The following is a 21,458-nucleotide window of genomic DNA, read 5'->3' as shown; positions in this document are numbered from 1 at the left end:
CCAGGGCGCTTCGCTTTTAGGGCCGTGTTGTAGACGTGCTCCTAGGCGTCCGGGAGGAGCGCCGGGCGGATCACGGTCTTCCAGGACTCGCGCATGTCCTCCAGCCAGGACGGCCAGGAGTGCGTGCCGGTCGCGCGGAAGTTGTAGTGCGCGGGAATACCCTTGGCGTTGAGCTTGGCGCGCAGGTCGTGCGTGCAAGCGTTCATCGCACCCTCGATCGCGCCGCCTTCAACCAGCAGCGTCATGTGGTTAGAAAACGCCTGGCTCGAAGTCAGCCCGCGCTTGTTCTTCAGGTAGCCGATCATGTCGGTCTCGCTGGTCAGGCCGGTGCCCGAGGAGATGTAGAGCTTGGTGCCGCGCAGGTGCTCGGCCATGACCAGCGCGTCGTTGTAGCGGTTGTACTCCGAGCCCATCGGGCCCCACAGCTTCTCCGGGGTGACGCCGCCGCCCGCGCGGTTGACGGTCAGGCCCACGAAGAAAGAGGGCAGCGGGGTGGAGGTAGCGGCACAGCCGGAGAAGGATCCGACCGCGTCGTAGAAGCCCGGGTTGTGCTCGGCGAGCAGCAGCGACGAGGTCGCGGACATGGAGAACCCGGACACGGCGCGCTTATCGTTCGCGTTCATGTAGGGCTCGATCGACTGGGGCAGCTCCTTGGCCAAGAACGTCGACCACATCTGCTTGCCATTGAGGTAGCGGTTCTTCTCAGGCACGGTGAGCCAGTCCACGTAGTAGGAGAACGCGCCCTCCATCGGGATGACCACGTTCACCGGCTCATTGCCGAGGGTCTTGTAGATCGTGCCCGCGGCCTGCGCCAGCCAGTCGGTGTTCTGCTCGGAACCGCCAGCACCGTTGAGGAGGTAGTAGGTCGGCGCGTTGTCGATCGGCTTGCCTGCACTATCGGTCGCGCGGATCATCGCGACCGGGATGTCGCGCTCCATCGACGGCGAGTACACCTCGAGCGCCTCGCCGCCTGGGAACTGCTTGACCTTCTGAATCCAGGACTGCTCCCCGCCGTCGGTCGACGGCAGCGAGCGCGAAAGCGGCTTGACGGTACCCGCAGGGCTCTCCTGTTCCTCCGGCATGTTGGCCAGCTTCTCCGGGTCGGTCTCCGGGCCTGCCAGCGCGTTGTCCAGCACCTCGCCCAAATCTCCTTCCTCGCCGGTGGGCTTGGACGCGCCGATGTCCTCGCCTTCGGGTAGGTCGCTGTCGACGGGCGCATCCACCACGCCGACCTCGTCGACTACCTCGGTGGTGGTGGTCACTACGGGCTCTGCCGCTTCTTCGCTTGCCGACGGCGCGTTGTCGGCCGTGCCTTCAGTCGTGGTCGCGGCCGCAGCTGTCTCGGCTGCGCTTGTGGCGGAGCTGGTCTCCGGCACGGTCGCCTGCGTGGTCGACTGCGCCGCGGCGATGTGGGCGGTCTCCGCGTCAGACGAGTTGCTCGCGGTGAGGTGGGCAGTAGTCGGGATCGCGGTTGCAGCGACGGCAAGAGCGGCGACGGCAGCGATCGCCGGGCGCGTCATTTTCACAGGTTGGCTCGCTTTCCTGAGTCTGGTGTGGGGATCGTTAGGGTATATAGTGCCAGATCGCTGAAGCGTTACCCAAGGGTAGCGGGCGTCGGAAAGCGGCGGGGCCGAGGCGAAGTCGGCGCAGGGGCACGCAAAATCGGGGGAGTCGTACCCAAAGTGCGGGAATACACGTATCCTGATGGGCGTGAGTAAAGAACATTTTGACGTTGTTGTCCTCGGCGCGGGCCCCGGTGGCTACGTTGCCGCAATCCGTGCAGCTCAGCTGGGTAAAAAGGTTGCAGTTGTAGAGAAGCAGTACTGGGGCGGTGTGTGCCTGAACGTGGGCTGCATCCCGTCCAAGGCGTTGATTAAGAACGCCGAGGTTGCTGAAATTTTCAACCACGATGCCAAGACGTTCGGCATTAAGGGCGATGTGGAGTTTGATTACGAAGACGCCCACAAGCGCTCCCGCCAGGTCTCCAAGAAGATCGTCGGCGGCGTGCATTACCTGATGAAGAAGAACAAGATCACCGAGGTCAACGGTCTTGGCTCCTTCAAGGATGCGAACACGATCGAGATCACCGAGGGCGACGATAAGGGTAAGGTCGTCACCTTCGACGATTGCATTATCGCTACCGGTTCCGTCGTGCGCACCCTGCCGGGCATTGAGCTGTCCGAGAACGTGGTGTCCTACGAGGAGCAGATCCTGAATCCGGAGGCTCCGGAGAAGATGGTCATCGTCGGTGCCGGTGCCATCGGTATGGAGTTCGCCTACGTGCTGTCCAACTACGGTGTGGACGTTACGGTGGTGGAGTACATGGACCGCGTCCTGCCGAACGAGGACAAGGACGTGTCCAAGGAGATCGCCAAGGCGTACAAGAAGCTCGGCGTGAAGCTGCTGACCGGCCACGCCACCACCGCGGTGCGCGACAACGGTGACTCCGTTGAGGTCGACATTAAGAAGAACGACACCGATAAGACCGAGACGCTGACCGTGGATCGCGTGATGATCTCCGTCGGCTTCGCCCCGCGCGTTGAGGGCTACGGCCTGGAGAACACCGGCGTGGAGCTGACCGACCGCGGCGCGATCGACATTGATGAGCGCATGCGCACCAACGTCGACCACATCTACGCCATCGGCGACGTGACCGCCAAGCTGCAGCTTGCGCACGTGGCGGAGGCCCAGGGCATCATTGCTGCGGAGACCATCGCTGGTGCGGAGACCCTCGAGATCGAGGACTACATGATGACCCCGCGCGCTACCTTCTGTAACCCGCAGGTCGCCTCCATGGGGTACACCGAGGAGCAGGCCAAGGAGAAGTGGCCGGATCGTGACATCAAGGTCGCTACCTTCCCGTTCAGCGCGAACGGCAAGGCCGTCGGTCTGGCTGAGACCGCCGGCTTTGGCAAGCTTGTTGCGGACGCCGAGTTCGGCGAGATCCTCGGTGCGCACCTGGTTGGTCCGAACGTCTCCGAGCTGCTGCCGGAGATCACCCTGGCGCAGCGCTTCGACCTCACCGCCGGTGAGATCGCGCGCAACATCCACATCCACCCGACGCTGTCTGAGGTGCTCAAGGAGATCGCGCACGGCGTCGAAGGCCACATGATCAACTTGTAAAGGTCACGGACACGCCTGAAATTCGCCCTGGTTATGCCGGGGCGTTTTTCGTGTGTGGGGGAGGCGGGTGGGCGTCGCAAAGCAATGGCTCAACCTCAGGTTGACTCTTAGGGTTGACTTACCAACCAAAGGTTGACACATTAAGGGGTACTGAAGGGGGTACCCTCAACAAAGTTGGTGCAAGGTGTCCAAAGTCACAAATGCGCGTAGGGAAACCTGGCAAGGTTGAAATCTGCTGGGAGTATGGAGCGATCCGCAAAAGATATGCTCATTGTGGGAGGTGGGAGGGGGTGTCTCGGCGTGCGAAGCGGACAATAAAGTATGTGGCAAGACCAAAGGTTGCCTACAGTAGTAGCGACACTGGAGGTGCCATGACTGTACAAAACGCAGACCGTGAAGCAATTCGTCACGGAAAAATCACTGAGAAGCCGCTGCGCGAGCGGCCGTCCTACCCAACGTGGGCTTTGAAGCTGACCATGGCCATCACTGGCCTTATTTTTGGTCTTTTCGTGCTTGGCCACATGGTGGGCAACCTGAAGATCTTTATGCCGCTCGATGCGAACGGGGAGGCGCCGATTGATGCATACGGCCGCTTCCTGCGCGAGATGGGCGAGCCGCTGTTCCCGCACGAGGGCTTCCTGTGGATCGTCCGCATTGTGCTGCTTGCCTGCCTGGTGCTGCACATCTGGGGCGCATTCGCACTGAAGTCGCGCTCGGCGAAGTCCCGCGGCAAGTTCAAGCGCACGGGCCTGATGGGTGGCTGGCAGTCCACCGCCACCCGCTGGATGCTGGTGACCGGCGTTATCCTGCTGCTGTTCATCATCTTCCACCTGCTGGACCTCACGGTCGGCCAGGTCGTCGCCTCTGAGCAGTTCATGCACGGCGAGGTGCGCAACAACCTGCTCGCCACGTTTGCGCCTGAGCGCTGGTACGTCACCCTGTTCTACGTGGTGGCCAACCTTGCGCTGCTGCTGCACCTGACCCACGGCATCTACCTCGCTGTCTCCGACCTCGGTTGGCTGGGCGAGCGCGGCCGCGGCCTGATGGTGCTTCTGGCGTACGTCCTTCCGTTCATTGTGGTCATCGGCAACGTTGTGATGCCGATCGCCATCATGCTCGGCTGGGTCCCAGGCTTTTCCCGGTAACGGCTGATAGAGGAGAAATACAACTATGACTACCGCATTTAACGCCAACCAGGGCGCACAGAGCGGCGAAGCCGACACCACTGTCACCGCTGCCCAGGACACCGCGCAGGGCTTCCGCCAGCCGGAGTCTGTCGCGCCTGGTGTGACCCCGGGTCACGTCCTCGAGTCCAACGAGCCGAACCGCGATGAGGTTCGGATGAAGGACATGTGGGCCTACCAGAAGGACCACATGAACCTGGTCTCGCCGCTGAACCGTCGCAAGTTCACCGTGCTCGTGGTGGGCACCGGCCTGTCCGGCGGTGCCGCAGCTGCCGCCCTCGGCGAGCTGGGCTACAACGTCAAGGCGTTCACCTACCACGACGCGCCGCGTCGTGCGCACTCCATTGCTGCGCAGGGTGGCGTGAACTCCGCTCGCGGCAAGAAGGTGGACAACGACGGCGCGTACCGCCACACCAAGGACACCGTCAAGGGCGGCGACTACCGCTGCCGCGAGTCCGACTGCTGGCGTCTGGCCATCGAGTCGGTGCGCGTGATCGACCACATGAACGCCATCGGCGCACCGTTCGCCCGTGAGTACGGCGGCACCCTGGCCACCCGTTCCTTCGGTGGTGTGCAGGTCTCCCGTACCTACTACACCCGTGGCCAAACGGGTCAGCAGCTGCAGCTGTCCACCGCGTCGGCGCTGCAGCGCCAGATCCACCTGGGCAACGTGGAGATCTTCACCCACAATGACCTGATGGACCTGGTCATCACGGAAGAGGACGGCAAGAAGCGCTGCAAGGGCATTGTCACCCGCAACCTGATCAGCGGTGAGATTGTGCCGTTTACCGGCCACGCTGTCATCCTGGCTACCGGTGGCTACGGCAACGTCTACCACAAGACCACCCTGGCGAAGAACTCCAACTCCTCCGCCATGATGCGTGCCTACGAGCGCGGTGCCTACCTTGCCTCCCCGGCGTTTATCCAGTTCCACCCGACTGGTCTGCCGGTGAACGCAGAGTGGCAGGCGAAGACGACGCTGATGTCGGAGTCCCTGCGCAACGACGGTCGTATTTGGACCCCGAAGGAGAAGGGCGACGACCGCGATCCGAAGGACATTCCGGAGGAGGAGCGCGACTACTTCCTCGAGCGCCGCTACCCGGCGTTTGGCAACCTGGTGCCGCGCGACGTGGCATCCCGCGCGATCTCCCAGCAGCTCAACGCCGGCTACGGCGTGGGCCCGCTGCACAACTCTGCGTACCTGGACTTCTCCGACGCCATCGAGCGTCTCGGCGAGGACACGATCCGCGAGCGTTACTCCAACCTGTTCGAGATGTACCTGGACTCCACTGGTGAGGACCCGTACAAGGCACCGATGCGTATTGCCCCGACCGTCCACTTCACCATGGGCGGCCTGTGGACCGACTTCAACGAGATGACCTCCATCGACGGCCTGTTCGCTGCCGGTGAGTGCTCCTGGACCTACCACGGCGCGAACCGCCTGGGCGCGAACTCGCTGCTCTCGGCTTCCGTCGACGGCTGGTTCACCCTGCCGTTCACCGTGCCGAACTACCTGGCCAACCACCTTGGCGAGGAGCGCCTGGCAGAGGACGCGTCGGAGGTCACCGAGGCTGTCAACCGCGCCAAGGACGCGGTCGAGCAGATCATGAACGTCAAGGGCAATGACCCGCACGGCCCGGAGTACTTCCACAAGCAGCTCGGCGAGATCCTCTACGAGCACTGTGGTGTCTCCCGTACCGTTGAGGGCCTGCAGGAGGGCATCAAGAAGATCCGCGCCCTGCGCGAGGACTTCCGTGCCAACATCTCCGTCCCGGGCTCCGCTGATGAGATGAACCAGACGCTCGAGGCCGCACTCCGCCTGGCTGACTACATCAACCTGGGCGAGCTCATGTGCATCGACGCGCTTGACCGCGACGAGTCCTGTGGTGCGCACTACCGCATGGATCACCTCTCCGAGGACGGCGAGGCTGAGCGTGACGACGAGAACTGGTGCTTCGTCTCCGCGTGGGAGCCGGCTGGCGAGGGCGAGTTCATTCGCCACGCAGAACCCCTGTACTTTGATTCGATCCCGCTGATGACAAGGAACTACAAGTAATGAAACTGACACTTGAGATCTGGCGTCAGGCCGGACCCGACACTGACGGGCACTTTGAGACGGTGCAGGTAGATGACGCCGTCGAGCAGATGTCCATCCTGGAGCTCCTCGACCACGTGAACAACAACCTGGTCGAGGAAGGCAAGGAGCCCTTCGTCTTCGCGTCTGACTGCCGCGAGGGCATCTGTGGCACCTGTGGCCTGAGCGTGAACGGCCGCCCGCACGGCGCCGACACGAACATCACGGCCTGCCTGCAGCGCCTGTACAACTACAACGACGGCGACACGCTGAAGATCGAGCCCTTCCGCTCCGGCGCGTTCCCGGTGATCAAGGACCTCACCGTGGACCGCTCCGCACTGGATCGCGTGATGCAGCAGGGCGGCTACGTCTCCGTCAACGCCGGTACCGCACCGGACGCCGACACGCTGGCTGTCAACCACCACGACGCGGAGACCGCGCTGGACTACGCCGCCTGCATCGGCTGCGGTGCCTGCGTGGCTGCTTGCCCGAACGGTGCTGCGCACCTGTTCACGGGCGCGAAGCTCAAGCACCTGAAGCTGCTGCCCCTGGGCAAGCAGGAGCGCGGCCGTCGTGCCCGCAACATGGTCGACGAGCTGGAGACCAACTTCGGCCACTGCTCGCTCTACGGCGAGTGTGCGGATGTGTGCCCGGCGGGTATCCCGCTGGACGCGGTCGGCGCAATCAACGCCGAGCGTGCGCGCGCAGCCTTCCGCGGTGGCGACGACTAGGCCGTCGTATAATGACGACGGAGTATTGACCGAGTATTTGACGCAGGACTAGAGAAAAGAGTCATCATGGCTTCCGAGCACGCTGTTGCAGACATCAGGAGCGAATCCTTCCCGGACTACGAGCCGGCTATTCAGGACACCTACATTGAGGGCTACGACCCGGTTTCCCTCGCCGCGCCCCATGCCTCGCTGAACAAGCACGCCACCTGGATCTCGATGGGGCTGATCCTGGCCTCCTTGCACGGCTTCGGTATGGCTGTGTGGGGCGGTGCCGCAATGCTCTACGGCTTCGGCGCTCAGCAGCACGACTACGCCCAGATCATGCTCATCATCGGCGTGGTTGAGATGGTCCTCACCCTCGTCGGCGGTGCTATCCTGCTGGGCCGTGGTCGTAAGGACTACAAGGCTTACCGCAAGGCCACCGGCCGCGTGAACTAGTCACTGCGCCAAATCTTAAACTCCCCGTCCGGGAACGCAGAGGTTCTCGGGCGGGGAGTTTTGCGTGCGCGGCCAACGCTTACGCCTTGAGTCGAGCACGCGGCACCTGCCCTGCCATAATCGGGGTATGGCTCAGCACGCGCTCATGCCCGCACCCGCGAATGGAGAGGAGCGGCGGCGGACTCTAAGAAACCACAAGATCTTCGTTACCAGCCTGCTTGGGCTGATGGCGGTGATTTTCCTGTCCTGCTCCTGGTGGCAGTCCACCGGTAGCGCGCCCGCCTGGGTGGGGTATGTGCGCGCGGCAGCGGAGGCCGGCATGGTCGGCGGGCTCGCCGACTGGTTCGCCGTCACCGCCCTGTTCCGCTACCCCATGGGCATCCCGATCCCGCACACGGCGATCATCCCCAACAAGAAGGACCAGGTCGCCGACGCGCTCAGCGAGTTCGTGAGCGAGAATTTCCTCAACGCACAGACGATCACGCAGAAGGTGATGGAAGCTGAGCTGCCCGAGCGCGTCGGCGCGTGGCTCGCGCAGCCCGCAAACGCCGAGCGCGTGAGCGAGGAGGTCGGCGTCTTCACCGTCCGCCTGGTGCGTGGCATCGACCCCGCGGATGCGGAGGCACTGATCAACACGCAGCTCATCGATCGGCTTGCCGAGCCGACGTGGGGCCCGCCGCTCGGCCGCGCGCTCGACGGCTTCATCGCCGACGGCAAGGCCGAACCCATCGTGGATGGCATCATCGCCTGGTCCCGCACCAAGCTCGGTGGGATGGAGGAGAGCATCATCACGCTTATCGACGAGCGCATGCCCCGCTGGGCCCCCAAGTTTGCCAAAGACCTGGTGGGGGAGAAAGTGTACTCCGAGCTGGTGAAGTTCATGGCCGAGGTAGACCATGACCCGAACCACGAGGCCCGCCGCGCGATCCGCCGCCAGCTCAACCAGTTTGCCCAGGACCTGCAGTTCGACGGCGAGATGATCGCGCGCGTCGAGGCGTTGAAAACCGACGTGATGGGCTCGAACGCGGTGACCGCTGCCGCGGGCAACATCTGGGCGCAGGTCTCCGAGGCACTCATCGCCAACGCCTCGGATGCGGACAGCTTGCTGCGCCGCAAGGTGGCCAGCGCCGCGCAGGAGTGGGGCGAGAAGCTGGCGCACGACGAAAAGGTGCGCGCCGCGGCAGAGGAGAAGCTGGAGAAGGCGGTGCATTATGCCGCCGACAACGGCGCGGACCAGATCGTCGGCATTATTGCGGAGACGATCCAGCGTTGGGACGGTCGCGAGGCTTCCGACAAGATTGAGCTGATGGTGGGCAAGGACCTGCAGTTCATTCGCCTCAACGGCACGATCGTGGGTGCGCTCGCCGGGCTGGTTATTTACACTGTGTCTCAACTGCTCTTTTTCTAACAAAGGATGATTCATGACTGAGAACACTTCCTCGGGTAAGCACGCCGCACACGAAGAGAACACCGCCGCCGACGGGCTGCGCGCCAACCTGCGCGACGCAGGCCAGGCCCTGCTTGCCGCCGGTTCCTCGCTCGGCTCGCTGCTGAGCAAGCAGGCGGGCAAGTACGCCGAGGACCTGCCGGGCAAGCTCAAGGCAGCCACCGCCAGCGCGCGCGAGCGCCTGGATAGCGCCTCGGATGAGAGCGAGGTGCGCGCGGCGGCCTCCAACTTTGTTGCCGAGGCGGAGAAGCAGTTCCAGGCCTTCCAGAAGCGCGACCTGGAGCTTTCCGACGAGGTCATGGCCACCCTGCGCAGCACGGTGGAGGATGTGCGCGGCACGTTTAACAGCAAGATTGATGAGCTGCGCGCCAAGGACACCGACGGCGTGCTCGAGGACGTCCGCCAGCGTCTGGAAGCGCTGTTCGGGCGCGTGCAGGAGCAGTTTGCGGGCAAGGATGAGACGCCGGATATCATCGAGGGCGAAATCGTTGCCGAGGACGGAAAGTAACCCATGCCCATTCCCTTTGACTTGAGCACGGTCGGACTGATCGTGTCGATCCCGAACATGGTGAGCGCCGCGCTGTTCCTCGTGGTGGGGATCGCAGGCTTCGTCGGCCTCTACTTCGCGGCCACCACTCGCCCGGATGCTTTCGAGGCCGCGGATCGGCAGTCTAAGGGTGCCTGGTGCGCGATCCTGGGCCTGTCCGGGTTGGTGTGCCTGCTCAGCTTCCCGTTCGTGATGTGGTTCGGTGCCGTGGCGATCGGCATCTACTGGTTTGATGTCAAGCCGCAGATCGACGGCATCCTCAACGGCAACTACGGCTACTAGGGCGCTCTCACACGCTGATGAACGATATAGAGTGGCTGGCCACCCGCTGCGGCACCTTTGTCGCCGGGAGGCCTTTTTCTCTCCCTGCAGCCCCAGGGACGGCCGGGCTGGTCGTGGAGCCGACCCAGATCCCGCAGGCGGTGCGCACCGGTCTTGAGGTGATCGCCGTGGTGGGCTGGCCCACGGGCCGCCACCACAGCGTGATCAAGGCCGCAGAAGCGCGCCTCGCCGCGGAGGCGGGCGCGGACGCGCTGTGGCTCGCCCTGGACCCCGATGCCGCGCCTGAGGCCATGCTTGCCGACGCCATCGCGGTCCACCAATCCCTCACCGTTGAAGTCGGCATCGTGTGCCCCGGCACGCCCGATCCGGCCGTGGTGCGCGTCGCCGAGCAGCTCGGCGCGTCGTGCCTGGCGGTGCCCGCATCCGCCCCGCTGCCCGAAACCTCCCTCGACATCTGCGTCTTTAACGTCGAGCCGGGCCAGGAAGCCGCGATCGAGTGGCTGGAGGCGGGCGCGGCCCGCGTGTTCGCTCGCCCCGCTTAGGCCCGCCTAGGCCTGCTTAGGCCCCGAAGTTTTGGCCCTGCATCTGCTGCAGGTCGTTGAAGTTCACGTTCTCGCCCGCCATGGTCACGCGCACCCCGCCGGGGACGACCGTGAAGTCTTCGATGCGCAGCTGGCCAGCCCCCTGGTTTTCCATGCCCTGGTTCATCGCGTCGCTCAGCGCGCCTGCGGCCTCGTCTGGCAGGTCGAAGCCGAAGAGCTTGGTGCCGGTGGCCTCGAAGCGCATCTGCCCACCCTCGGTGACCGGCTTGAGGTCCAGGCTGGCCGCTCCACCGCTGAACGCGATGTGGATGGTGCCCGCCTCGGGGTCGGTGTTGACGTCGGAGACGGTGATGATGCCGCTGAGGAAGGAGTCCTCGCCCATCTGCTCGCGCAGCTGCTGGTTGAGCATGGCGCGGATCAGCTCGTTGGTCAGCTCGGTGTCCAGGCGCAGGGAATCAGCGATCGGCTCGCCGGAGCCGTAGCGCATATTGTCCATCTGCACGTGGGAGGCGGGTTCGCCGTAGATCTCGTCGCCGTTGACCACCAGGGTCGACGGTGTCTCGATGTCAATGTGCGGCAGCTTGCCGGAGGCGAGCCCGAAGATCACCGGTTGCGGACCAAAGGACACCTTCGGCTCGGCCAACTCAGCCTCGCTACTGGCGTCAGACTGCGCGCCCGTCGAGTACTCGGAGGTGATTTGGTTGGCCATGAACATGCGGATCCCGCCCTCGGCGATGAGCAGGAGGACCAGTAGCACGGCAAGGATGCCAACGATGACTTTCCACGCAGTTTTCATGCGGCCTAGTGTACGGCAGGGGCCACGGCCGCCCAGTCCACGGTGAGCACGTTGTCCCGCAGGGGCCGGCGCACAGGCTGGATGGGCCAGCCTGAGGAGATGAGCTCCTTGCGGGCTTCGCGCCAACGCACCCGGGGCCCGTAGGGTTCGAAGGCGGCGGCGTGGGCGTAGGCGGCGTCGGCGTCGGCAAGCAGGGCGTGGATGCGCTCGCCCGGCACATTGCGGTGAATGAGCGCCTTCGGCAGGCGCTCGGCGACATCGCCTGGGGTGGTCACGTCGAAGGGGTCCCAGGCGAGGGTAAGCGAGCGCGGCCCGGAGGCGTCGAGAAGCACCCAGGTGGCGCGGCGGCCGAGCTCATCGCAGGTGCCCTCGATGAACATGCCGCCGGGGGCCAGCTGGGCGCAGACGGTGCGCCAGGCCTCACCGACCTCAGCGACGTCGTACTGGCGCAGCACGTTGAAAGCGCGCACGAGGTGCGGCCGGTAGCCGGCGAGCTCGAAGCCGCCGAGCTCGAAGCGCACCCCGTCGCGCGGCGGCAGCACCCTATCGGGGTGGATTTCCAAGCCCACGACCTCGGTGGACGGGGTGATGCGGCGTAGCCAGCGCGCCCACTCGACGGTGGTGGTGTGCGAGGCACCGTAGCCCACGTCGAGCGCGAGCGGGGCGGGTGCGCTACGCAGAAGGGAGCGGATCGCCGGGTTGTAAAAGGCCCAGCGATCGCAACGGCGCAGGCGGTTATACCCGGTCGTGCCGCGGGTGATTACCCCGTACGGCTTGCCGGGACCGGCCTGCGCCTTGAGATTGTGGTGGTGCGGGGAGATTTACAGGTTCTCCGCGATCCACTGCTCGGTGAGCTTGGCTTCGTTCTCCACGATCTCCTCGAGGGCCTCGGCGACCTTCGGCTCGAGGGCGGCGCCCATGAACGGGATGTCCACCTTCGCCTCGTTGTCGTAGGCCAGGGTGGTGGTTTCGCCCTCGCCGGTCATGGTGATCTCGCCGGAGAAGTCGACCGGGGTGCCCTTCACGTCACCGGTGAAGGTGTGCTTGGCGGTGGTGCCGTCGAGCTTGCCGATGTTCACCACGCGCTTGAGCTTGAGGTCCTGGCTGATCATGGCTTGGGCAGCCTCGGGCAGGATGGACTTCGGCAGCACCTCAAACAGGGTGGCGGTCTCGCCGGTGAACTCGTGCAGCTGGCCCGGCTCCGGGGAGAGCTTCTCTGCGATGAACTCCCAGTACGCCTGGGTAGCGTATGCTTCGGCGACCTTCTCGGCCGGCTGGTTGATGGTTACGGTGGTTTCACTACGTGCAGTCATGATGAACAGACTACCGTTGGTGGGGTGTCTGATTCATCTTTCGCCTCCCTGACCACGCTCCGCGTCGGCGGCACCCCCGCTGACCTGATCCGTTGCACGAGCGCCGAGGAGCTCGCCGCGACCGTCGCGCGCCTCGATGAGGCGGGCACGCCGCTCATTGTGGTGGGCGGCGGCTCGAACCTGCTCGTGGCCGAGGGGCAGTTGGACATCGTTGCGGTTGTCGCAGCGAACGCGGGCATCTCGCTTATCGACGCCGCCTCGTCCCCCTCCCACGCCACGCTGCGCATCGGCGCGGGCACCGTCTGGGACGACGTGGTGGCCTACGCGGTCGAGCACGGCCTGGCCGGCATCGAGGCCCTATCCGGCATCCCGGGCTCGGCGGGTGCGACCCCGGTGCAGAACGTGGGGGCGTATGGCGCGGAGATCGCCGACGTACTCACACGGGTGCGTTTGTGGAACCGTGAGACCAATACCGATGAGTGGGTGCCCGCCAGCTCCCTGGATTTGGCGTACCGCTACTCCAACCTGAAGTTCACCCACCGCGCCGTGGTGCTTGAGCTGGAGATCGAGCTGGAACGCCGCGAGCTCTCCGCCCCGCTGCGTCACTTAGGCGGCAAGCGTGTTCCGCTTGCCGAGGCGCGCGCCTCGGTGCTGCAAACCCGCAGGCAGAAGGGGATGGTGCTGGACCTGGCAGACCACGACACCTGGTCGGCGGGCTCCTTTTTCACCAACCCCGTCGTGGATACGGCGCTGGCGGACCGAATCGAGCGCGAGGTGGGCGAGGAGGGCATGCCGCGCTTCCCGCAACCGGATGGGAAAGAGAAGCTGTCGGCGGCCTGGCTCATCGAGCGCGCAGGCTTCCCGCGCGGCTTCCCGGGCGAGGATGCGCCGGCGCGGCTGTCCACAAAGCACACGCTCGCCCTGACCAACCGTGGCGGGGCGAGCGCGGATGATATTGCGGACTTGGCGCGGCGGGTGCAGCGTGGCGTCGAGAAGCGCTTCGGCGTAGCCCTCGTGCCTGAGCCCGTGTGGGTGGGCCTCTAGCCCAGCATGCGCAGCAGGTCCTCGCGGACCTCGCGGCGGCGGATCTTGCCCATCTGGTCGCGGGCCAGCTCCTCGAAGTGGTAGAAGGTGCGCGGCACTTTGTAGCGGGTGAGGTTCTCGCGCGCGTGCTCCTTGAGTCCCTCCGGGTCGAGCGCAGCGCCGTCGCGGAGCACCACGCAGGCGACGACGTCCTCCGAGCCGTCCTCGCGGGGGCGACCCACCACGGCGACATCGACCACGTCGCGGTGCTTACGCATGACCTCTTCTACCTCGGCGGGGTAGACGTTGAAGCCGCCGGTGATGATGAGCTCCTTGATGCGCGAGACCAGCTTGATAAAGCCGTCCTCTTCCATCACGCCCATGTCGCCGGTGCGGAACCAACCGTCGTGGAAGGCGCGCTCGGTGGCCTCCGGGTTGTTGAGATAGCCGCCGAAGACCTGCGGGCCCTTCGCCAGGATCTCGCCCTCCTCGCCGTAGGGCATGTCCTCGTCCGGGTTGTGCTCGTTGACGATGCGGATCTGGGTATCCGGGAAGGGAATGCCGATGTAGCCGGGGCGGCGGTCCGCGGTGCGCGGGTTACCCACGATGATCGGCGAAGTCTCGGTCAGCCCGTAGCCCTCCACCAGGTGGCCGCTGGTAATGGCCTCCCACTCCTCGATGACCTCGGCGGGCAGGGAGGAGGCTCCGGAGAAGCCGATCTTGACCTTAGACATGTCCACGTTCTGCTCGCGCGCAGACTTCACGATGCGCTCGAACACGGTGGGCACGCCCGGCACGAAGCTCGGCGGGTGCTTCTTCAGCGCGCTCATGATCAGGTCCATCTTCGGGGCCGGGAGCAGGACGAGCTCGCTGCCTACCAGCATCATCAGCGTGAGCGAGAAGGTCAGGCCGTAGGCGTGGAAGAAGGGCAGGGTGGCCAGCATGCGCTGGCCCGGCTCCTGCAGCTCCTTGACCCAAGCGCGGCCCTGCACTGTGTTGGCGTGCAGGTTGGCGTGGGTGAGCACCGCGCCCTTCGGCGCGCCGGTCGTGCCGGAGGTGTAGAGCACCAAGGCGGGCGAGTCGGGGGTGAGCGTTGCAGGGATTTCCAGGTCTGTGCCTTCGCCGCCGATGGCGGAGCCGGTGAGCGCCTCGAAGGGCACGGTGTTGGTGCAGGGGCCGGTGAGCTGGGCGCGCGCCTCGCGGATCTTGGGGATGGGGATGCGCAGTGCGAGGCGCTGCAAACGCGGCATCGCACGGGTCATGTCCACGCTGACGACCGTTTCGAGTGAGGTGTCCGTGCGCAGCTTCTCCAGCGTGTCCGCGGCCTTATCCCACACGATGGCGATACGTGCCCCGTGGTCGGCGAACTGCGGGCGCAGCTCGTTGGCCGTGTAGAGCGGGTTGTGCTCCACCACCACGCCGCCGAGCAGCTGGACGGCGTAGAAAGCGACGATGTGCTGCGGGCAGTTCGGCAGCATGATGGCTACGCGGTCGCCCTCGCGCACGCCGAATGCCTTTAAGCCCGCGGCGGCGCGGCGCACATCGCGGTCCAGCTCGGCGAAGGTCAGCGTGCGGCCGAAGAAGGTTGCCGCCGGTTTGTGGGCGTTCTTCTCCAGGTTTTGCTGGTACATCTCCGGCAGAGTGGTGGTGCCGTACTCCAGGGAGTGGGCGGTCCACTCCGGGTAGTACTGCAGCCAGGGCTTCTCTGTGTTCGGATCGGGGGTTGCGCCAGTGTTGGATGGTTGCACTGTTGAAGACATGCCACACACCTTACGCTCCCGTAGCTTTTGGGGTGCGGCGCGCTTAGCTGTCGGCGTTCAGCATGCCCATGAGCGTCTCCTGCACTTCTCGACGTCGCACCTTCCCCGTCTGGTCGCGATTGAGCTCTTCGAAGTGGTAGAAGGTACGCGGCACCTTATAGCGGGTGAGCCTTTCGCGCGCGTAGGCCTTCATGCCGTCCGGGTCCAGCGCCGCACCGTCGCGAAGCGTCACGCACGCGACGACATCCTCCGAGCCGTCTTCGCGCGGGCGGCCAACCACCGCGATGTCGGTGATGTCCGGGTGCTCGCGCATGACCTGCTCGACCTCGTCCGGGTAGACGTTGAAGCCACCGGTGATGATGATCTCCTTGATGCGGGCGACCAGCTTGATCCACCCGTCTTCCTCCATGACGGCCATGTCGCCGGTGCGGAACCAGCCGTCGTGGAAGGCGCGCTCGGTGGCCTCCGGCTTGTTTAAGTAGCCGCCGAAGACCTGCGGGCCGCGGGCAAGCAGCTCGCCGGGCTCGCCGGGCGGCATCGTCTCCGCCGGGTTATCCGGGTTGGCAATGCGGATATCGGTGTTGGGGAAGGGCAGGCCGATGTAGCCGGGCTTGCGGGAGCCGTCCAGCGGGTTGCCGGCCAGGATGGGCGAGGTCTCGGTGAGCCCGTACCCCTCGATCAGCCGGCCGCCGGTGGCTTGCTCCCAGCGCTCGATGGTGGGTGCGGGCAGGGTCGCCGCGCCGGAGATGGAGGTGTGGATAGAGGAGAGGTCCGCACCCGACTCCAGCGCCCAGTCGATAATGCGGTCGTAGAGCGTGGGCACGCCAGGCAGGACGGTGGGGCGGGTCTTGGTGATGGCGGGCTGGTAGAGTTCCGGCTTCGGCGCGGGCACGAGCACCATCTGCCCGCCGCAGGTCAGCGGCAGACCGTAGTTAAGCGCGAAGCCGTAGATGTGGAACAGCGGCAGGACAGCGAGGACCTTTTCCTCCACCGCGCCCCAGTTCTCCAGCCAGGAGAGACCGGCCGTGAGCACGGAGACGATGTTGCGGTGGGTCAGCGGCACGCCTTTGGGCTCCCCGGTGGTGCCGGAGGTGTAGATCATGATCGCGGTATCTTCCGGCTCCACCTGCGGCGTCGGTACTGCCTGCTGCGGGGTGGCAATCAGGCTGGAAAAGCTGATCGTGCCGGGCGCGGGTGTGCTGAGCTCCTTGCGCTTGGACTTGATCGGGCCGATCGGGATGGACAGCACCGCCTTGGTGGTCCAGGGCATTTCCTCGATCATGTTGACCGAGATGACCGTTTCCAGCGGGGTCTGCTCGGTCAGCGTGGTAAAGGTCTCGGCCTGCCGGTCAAAGACGACGGCCACTTTCGCACCGTGGTCGAGGAACTGGCTGCGCAGCTCGTAGGCGGTATACAGCGGGTTGTGCTCCACCGCGGTAGCACCCAGGCGGAGGATCGCGGTGACGGCGATGATGTGCTGCGGGCAGTTCGGCAGGGCGACTGCGACGCGGTCGCCGGCGCGCACCCCGAGGCCGTAGAGCTGCGAGGCGAAGCGGGAGACCTTGGCGTTGAGCTCCTCATAAGTGAGCGTCTTGCCCATGAACCACGTGGCTGGATTCTTCGGCGTGGTGGCCACGACCCGGTTGAACATGCTGACCAGCGTGTCGCTCCCGATCTTGGGGTTCGGGTCGGTCCATGCGGCGTATTGCTGGATCCAGGGCCTGGCGGTCTCGCGCGCTCCCATACGTCGTATCTCCTTAGTTGTTGGCAACTAACAGGGTGCGAGTATAACCTACGCAACTGTAGCTTTGTGGGGTGAATGGGAAAATTATTCGCTCCCGTTGCAGGCTCCGCGACCCTGCCTTAGGCTTGGTGCCCAACACATACGAGGGGAAAATTGGGGGGAAAATTTCATGACCACGTATGCTGAGCCCGCTGGACGCGCTGCTCACAGCGAGAACACCGTCGAGCTCGCGCCGCCACCCGCGCTCGACCACTCCAACCTGGTCGACCCGGTCAAAGCACCACCGAAAGCAGGCTGGCGCAAGCTCGTCCACGCCGCCAGCCGGGGCAGGATCAATCCGGGCGGGTCGCGCAAGGAGCTCGAGTACGAGCGGCTCATCGCCGGGATCCGCGCCCCGCTGCGCGGCGATTACCGCATCGCGGTGATGAGTCTGAAGGGCGGGGTGGGCAAAACCACGACCACGGTGGCGCTCGGCGGCGTGTTCGCCGAGACCCGCGGCGACCGGGTCATCGCTATCGACGCCAACCCGGACCTGGGCACCCTGGCGCAGCGCGCCGCGGCGATCAGCCCGGCCACCATCCGCGACCTGCTCGCCGCGCCGGATACCTCGCGCTACCCGCAGGTGCGCGCCTTTACCAACCAGGCCACGTCCCGGCTCGAGGTCATCGGCTCCGAGCGCGACCCGGCGGTCTCCGAGGCCTTCTCGGAGCTGGACTACCGCCGCTCCATCGACATCCTGCAGCACCACTACAACGTGATTCTCACCGACTGCGGCACCGGCCTGATGCACTCCGCCATGGCGGGCGTGCTCGACCTGGCCAACGCGCTCGTCCTGGTCACCTCGCCCGCGCTCGACGGAGCGCAGTCCGCCTCGGCCACCCTGGACTGGCTGAACCTGCACGGCTACGACCAGCTGGCCGCCAACTCCACCGTGGTGATCTCCGCGGCCGCGCCGGGCAGGCCCACCATTGACACGGCGAAGCTTTCCGCGCACTTCGCCTCCCGCGCCCGGGCGGTACACACGATCCCGTACGACCGGCACCTGGCCGAGGGCGCGGTGGTGGACCTCGACCGGCTCTCCACCGACACCAAGCGCGCCTACCAGCACCTCGCCGCCGATATGGCCAGCGATTTCGGTGCCTGGCACAAGCACGCCGCCCACTAAGTACGCTTGGGCCTTATGGGCCAACTACGCGTCGCGATGATTTCAATGCACACCTCGCCTTTGGAGCAGCCGGGCGTGGGCGACGCTGGCGGCATGAACGTCTACACCTTTAACGTGGCCAAGGGCCTGGCCCGCCAGGGCGTGTGCGTCGACGTGTACACGCGCGCCACCCGTCCCAGCCAGGGCGAGGTGGTCGAGGTATGTGAGGGCCTGCGGGTGATCAACATCGTGGCCGGCCCCTACGAGGGCTTAAGCAAAGAGGAGCTGCCCACCCAGCTGGCCGCGTTCGCCGGCGGGGTGGTGCAATTCACCCGCGCCCACGACCTGGACTACGACCTGATCCACTCGCACTACTGGCTGTCCGGGCAGGTCGGCTGGCTGCTCGCGGACTTGGCCGGGATCCCTCTCGTGCACACCGGGCACACTTGGGCCGCGGTGAAAAACGCGGCGTCGAATAGCGAGACCGAGGCCGAGGCCCGGCGCATCTGCGAGCAGCAGCTGGTGGACAACGCCGACTGCCTCGTGGTGAACACCGAGGACGAGATCGAGGAGCTGGCGCGCCACTACGACGTCGACCCGTGCAAGATCCGCGTGGTCACCCCGGGCGCCGACACGGAGCTGTTTACCCCGGGCACGAACCGCAACACGGAGCTTGCCCGCCGCCAGCTGGGCATCCCGCTGCACGCCAAGGTCGTCGCGTTTGTGGGCCGGTTGCAGGATTTCAAGGGCCCGCAGGTACTCATCCGGGCGCTCGGCGAGCTGCACCGCACACACCCGGAGCTGCCGCTGCGCGCGGTGATCTGCGGCGGGGCGTCGGGAAGCGGTGCCAGCGTCGAGCGCTACGTGCAGCTCGCGCGGGAGGAAGGGGTTGCGCACCTCGTGCGCTTCCTCGGCCCGCGGCCACCGGAGGAGCTGGTGGCGGTATACCAGGCGGCGGATGTAGTCGCCGTGCCGAGCTACAACGAGTCCTTCGGCCTAGTGGCGGTCGAGGCACAGGCCACGGGCACGCCGGTTGTCGCCGCGCGCGTGGGCGGGCTCCCGCTCGCCGTCGCGGACGGGTCCACCGGCCGGCTGGTGGACGGGCATGAGCCTGGCGCGTGGGCAGAGGCGCTTGGGGCTTTGCTTAGCGACGACGCGCTGCGGATCTCCATGGGCGAAGCCGCCGTCGCCCACGCCGCTACCTTCAGCTGGCAGGAAAGCGCAAAGACGCTGGTGGGCGTGTACAAGGAGACGATCGCCGACTTCGCGCCGGGCGCGGGCGAGCGCCGCGCCATCGGCGGCTAGTTCGAGCTGCCCATGCCCGCGAGGTTGCTAATTGCGTAGTTGGTGCCGGTGGCGGAAAGCTGGGCGGCGTGGTGGTTAGCGGCAAAGGCTGCGGTGTCCGCCAGCTTCTGGGCCTCATCGATGGTGCGGACCTTGCCGGCGCGATCGGCGACGATGGCGGCGTCGGTCTGCGCGGCGTCGATAGCCTTGTTCCAGGCCTCCTCGGGCGTGTACAGCTGCAGGTCCGGGTTTTCGCGCTTGACGGTGTCGGTGATCCGCTGCTGCTCGGTGTTCAGCGGGGTGAAGTTGGCGTGCGGGGCGGTGGAGTCCTCGAGCTTGAACTCTTTGTTGACCTGGCCGTCGGGCACGCCGTAGGCGGTCTCGATAATGCGGTCGGCGGGCTGCGCCTTGCCCAGGGGCCCGAGCCCCATGGAGGTCACGCCCACGACGGCACCGTCGTTGGGGTCGTAGTTGATGCCGCCGGAGTCGCCGAAGCCGTAGTACAGGCCCCAGCTGTAGACGCCGTTGCGGCTGCGCCCGATCTGGGTGCCGCAGCTGCGGCCCGTGGTGGCACCGTCCTTGCAGATCGGTTCGCCGAAGTTGTCGGTGCTGAAGGTGTTGTGTGGCAGGGTCGGCCGGTCGCGGATGCTGCGCAGGCGCACCGGCGCGCCGTGAGTGCGGCCGCCCGCATCGCGGGACTGGGAGAGGCTGGTGGCCGGCACGCCGTCGTGAAGCTGCACGATGCCCCAGTCGTCGGTGTTGATGGTGTCCCAGAAGAACTCGTGCGGCCAGAAGGTGTTTTCGTAGTCGGTGGGCTTGTGTACCTTCCCGCGCGTACCGATGGGCACGTACTGGCGGTTGACGGGCACGGTGACCCGCTCGCCCATCTTCGGGCTGTCTTTGTCTGCTGCCAGGCAGTGACCGGCGGTGAGCATGACGCGCTGCCCGCGGATCGTGCCGTTCGGCCCCTGGGAGCACGCTGCGGCGGAGGCCTCCGGCGGGATGACCACGTTGACACCCCCGCCTGCGGGCAGGTGCTTCGGCGGGTCTTGCGCGAACACGCGGAACGCGCCGCCCGGGGCGACGAGCGCGGGCTCAGCTGCTTGTGCAGCAGGGGCGAGTGGGGCGATGAGTGCGGTGGCGAGCACGGCGAGCGTGGCTGCGCGAAAGCGGCGTAACTTCACAGGGTGCCTTTGCTAGTAGACGTCAGCGTATCGGGTGGTAGATGTGACGATTCTAAAGCACGGGTCCGCGATTCGTGGCATGCTGGGGGTATGAGCAACGGAAAGCTGATTCTTGTCCGTCACGGGCAAAGCGAGTGGAACAAGTCCAACCAGTTCACCGGCTGGGTCGATGTCAACCTGACTGAGCAGGGCGAGAAGGAAGCGGTGAACGCCGGCAAGCTGATGAAGGAGCACAACGTCGAGCCGGACGTCGTGTTTACTTCGCTGCTGCGCCGCGCGATCCGCACGGCCAACATTGCGTTGAACGCCGCTGATCGCCACTGGATTCCGGTGCACCGTAACTGGCGTCTGAACGAGCGCCACTACGGCAAGCTGCAGGGCCTGAACAAGGCCGAGATCCGCGATGAGTTCGGCGAGGAAAAGTTCATGACCTGGCGTCGTTCCTACGGCACCCCGCCGCCGGAGATTGACCCGGAGAACGAGTACTCGCAGACGCACGACGTGCGCTACTCCTTCCTGCCGGAGGTGCCGCGCACCGAGTGCCTTAAGGACGTGGTGGCCCGCTTCCTGCCTTACTACATTGACGTGATCCTGCCGGAGGTGCTCGCGGGCAAGAACGTCATGGTCGCCGCGCACGGCAATTCCCTGCGCGCGCTGGTGAAGTACCTGGACAACATCTCTGAGGAAGAGATTGCCGGGCTGAACATCCCCACGGGCATGCCGCTGGTCTACGAGATTGACGCGGAGGGCAAGGTACTCAACCCGGGCGGCACCTACCTGGACCCGGAGGCGGCTGCCGCCGGTGCCGCTGCAGTGGCAAACCAGGGCCAGAAGTAGTTCGC

20 protein-coding genes are annotated in these 21,458 nt (G+C 65.7%); 13 read left to right on the top strand and 7 right to left on the bottom strand.

All coding sequences use genetic code 11. The annotated features are described in order from the left end of the window. Positions 1-41: 41 nt before the first annotated feature. Positions 42-1,520: an alpha/beta hydrolase gene (locus HMPREF2550_RS05445; protein WP_246819769.1), complete on the bottom strand. Its 1,479-nt coding sequence runs from the start codon at positions 1,518-1,520 to the stop codon at positions 42-44. Between the two features lie 184 nt (positions 1,521-1,704). Between HMPREF2550_RS05445 and lpdA the strand changes: the two genes are divergently transcribed. The 9 genes from lpdA to HMPREF2550_RS05400 all read left to right on the top strand — a co-directional run bounded on the left by lpdA (position 1,705) and on the right by HMPREF2550_RS05400 (position 10,368). After that, entirely contained in the window at positions 1,705-3,123 is a 1,419-nt protein-coding gene (gene lpdA, locus HMPREF2550_RS05440; protein WP_070790152.1) for a dihydrolipoyl dehydrogenase, read from the top strand. Positions 3,124-3,494: 371 nt separating this feature from the next. Beyond that, positions 3,495-4,268, top strand: coding sequence for a succinate dehydrogenase cytochrome b subunit (locus HMPREF2550_RS05435; protein WP_038587973.1), 774 nt, complete (start codon positions 3,495-3,497; stop codon positions 4,266-4,268). 25 nt (positions 4,269-4,293) lie between these two features. After that, complete coding sequence (locus HMPREF2550_RS05430; protein WP_070790150.1) at positions 4,294-6,363, top strand: fumarate reductase/succinate dehydrogenase flavoprotein subunit; 2,070 nt, start codon at positions 4,294-4,296, stop codon at positions 6,361-6,363. Next, positions 6,363-7,112: a succinate dehydrogenase/fumarate reductase iron-sulfur subunit gene (locus tag HMPREF2550_RS05425; protein WP_038587979.1), complete on the top strand. Its 750-nt coding sequence runs from the start codon at positions 6,363-6,365 to the stop codon at positions 7,110-7,112. The genes HMPREF2550_RS05430 and HMPREF2550_RS05425 overlap by 1 nt, the downstream gene beginning before the upstream one ends. A gap of 66 nt (positions 7,113-7,178) precedes the next feature. Further along, positions 7,179-7,550 (top strand): hypothetical protein, encoded by a 372-nt coding sequence (locus HMPREF2550_RS05420; RefSeq protein ID WP_070790148.1) that lies wholly within the window; start codon positions 7,179-7,181, stop codon positions 7,548-7,550. Between the two features lie 127 nt (positions 7,551-7,677). Next, the gene (locus HMPREF2550_RS05415; RefSeq protein WP_070790146.1) at positions 7,678-8,958 is read left to right on the top strand and encodes a DUF445 domain-containing protein; all 1,281 of its coding nucleotides are present in this window, start codon (positions 7,678-7,680) and stop codon (positions 8,956-8,958) included. A gap of 13 nt (positions 8,959-8,971) precedes the next feature. Beyond that, a complete protein-coding gene (locus HMPREF2550_RS05410; protein WP_038587989.1) occupies positions 8,972-9,505 on the top strand; it encodes a CGLAU_01105 family protein in 534 nt (177 codons plus the stop codon). A 57-nt stretch (positions 9,506-9,562) separates the two neighbouring features. Further along, positions 9,563-9,826, top strand: a complete 264-nt coding sequence (locus tag HMPREF2550_RS05405) for a DUF2516 family protein (RefSeq protein WP_038593615.1) — start codon at positions 9,563-9,565, stop codon at positions 9,824-9,826. A 17-nt stretch (positions 9,827-9,843) separates the two neighbouring features. Next, positions 9,844-10,368 (top strand): hypothetical protein, encoded by a 525-nt coding sequence (locus tag HMPREF2550_RS05400; RefSeq protein WP_141760527.1) that lies wholly within the window; start codon positions 9,844-9,846, stop codon positions 10,366-10,368. 16 nt (positions 10,369-10,384) lie between these two features. On the opposite strand, the gene HMPREF2550_RS05395 is transcribed toward HMPREF2550_RS05400, so the two are convergent. The 3 genes from HMPREF2550_RS05395 to HMPREF2550_RS05385 are packed head-to-tail and all read right to left on the bottom strand — an operon-like array spanning position 10,385 to position 12,477. Then, a complete protein-coding gene (locus HMPREF2550_RS05395) occupies positions 10,385-11,164 on the bottom strand; it encodes an LmeA family phospholipid-binding protein (protein ID WP_070790141.1) in 780 nt (259 codons plus the stop codon). 5 nt (positions 11,165-11,169) lie between these two features. Beyond that, entirely contained in the window at positions 11,170-11,985 is an 816-nt protein-coding gene (locus HMPREF2550_RS05390) for a class I SAM-dependent methyltransferase (protein WP_070790139.1), read from the bottom strand. Further along, on the bottom strand, positions 11,986-12,477 hold the full coding sequence (locus HMPREF2550_RS05385; RefSeq protein ID WP_070790230.1) for a DUF2505 domain-containing protein: 492 nt from the start codon (positions 12,475-12,477) through the stop codon (positions 11,986-11,988). Here HMPREF2550_RS05385 and HMPREF2550_RS05380 point away from each other — a divergent pair. Further along, positions 12,439-13,521 carry a UDP-N-acetylmuramate dehydrogenase gene (locus tag HMPREF2550_RS05380; RefSeq protein WP_070790232.1) on the top strand — a complete coding sequence of 361 codons (1,083 nt, stop codon included), beginning with the start codon at positions 12,439-12,441 and terminating at the stop codon, positions 13,519-13,521. The genes HMPREF2550_RS05385 and HMPREF2550_RS05380 overlap by 39 nt on opposite strands. Here the strand turns inward: HMPREF2550_RS05380 and HMPREF2550_RS05375 are convergent. Both HMPREF2550_RS05375 and HMPREF2550_RS05370 read right to left on the bottom strand, forming a co-directional pair. Beyond that, a complete protein-coding gene (locus HMPREF2550_RS05375) occupies positions 13,518-15,260 on the bottom strand; it encodes a long-chain-fatty-acid--CoA ligase (RefSeq protein WP_070790137.1) in 1,743 nt (580 codons plus the stop codon). The genes HMPREF2550_RS05380 and HMPREF2550_RS05375 overlap by 4 nt on opposite strands. A 43-nt stretch (positions 15,261-15,303) precedes the next feature. Continuing rightward, complete coding sequence (locus tag HMPREF2550_RS05370; protein ID WP_070790136.1) at positions 15,304-17,004, bottom strand: long-chain-fatty-acid--CoA ligase; 1,701 nt, start codon at positions 17,002-17,004, stop codon at positions 15,304-15,306. A 169-nt stretch (positions 17,005-17,173) separates the two neighbouring features. Here HMPREF2550_RS05370 and HMPREF2550_RS05365 point away from each other — a divergent pair, with 169 nt between their 5' ends. Both HMPREF2550_RS05365 and mshA read left to right on the top strand, forming a co-directional pair. Next, complete coding sequence (locus HMPREF2550_RS05365) at positions 17,174-18,169, top strand: MinD/ParA family ATP-binding protein (RefSeq protein WP_070790134.1); 996 nt, start codon at positions 17,174-17,176, stop codon at positions 18,167-18,169. A 15-nt stretch (positions 18,170-18,184) separates the two neighbouring features. Next, positions 18,185-19,453, top strand: a complete 1,269-nt coding sequence (gene mshA, locus HMPREF2550_RS05360; protein ID WP_070790132.1) for a D-inositol-3-phosphate glycosyltransferase — start codon at positions 18,185-18,187, stop codon at positions 19,451-19,453. Here mshA and HMPREF2550_RS05355 read toward each other — a convergent pair. Then, positions 19,450-20,616, bottom strand: coding sequence for a chymotrypsin family serine protease (locus tag HMPREF2550_RS05355; RefSeq protein WP_070790131.1), 1,167 nt, complete (start codon positions 20,614-20,616; stop codon positions 19,450-19,452). The genes mshA and HMPREF2550_RS05355 overlap by 4 nt on opposite strands. Positions 20,617-20,706: 90 nt before the next feature. On the opposite strand from HMPREF2550_RS05355, the gene HMPREF2550_RS05350 reads away from it, so the two are divergent. After that, entirely contained in the window at positions 20,707-21,453 is a 747-nt protein-coding gene (locus HMPREF2550_RS05350; RefSeq protein ID WP_070764537.1) for a phosphoglyceromutase, read from the top strand. The last annotated feature ends 5 nt before the right edge of the window (positions 21,454-21,458 follow it).

This window comes from Corynebacterium sp. HMSC074A01, assembly GCF_001831515.1.
Lineage (GTDB): Bacteria > Actinomycetota > Actinomycetes > Mycobacteriales > Mycobacteriaceae > Corynebacterium.
This window is presented reverse-complemented; position numbering and strand designations above follow the sequence as displayed.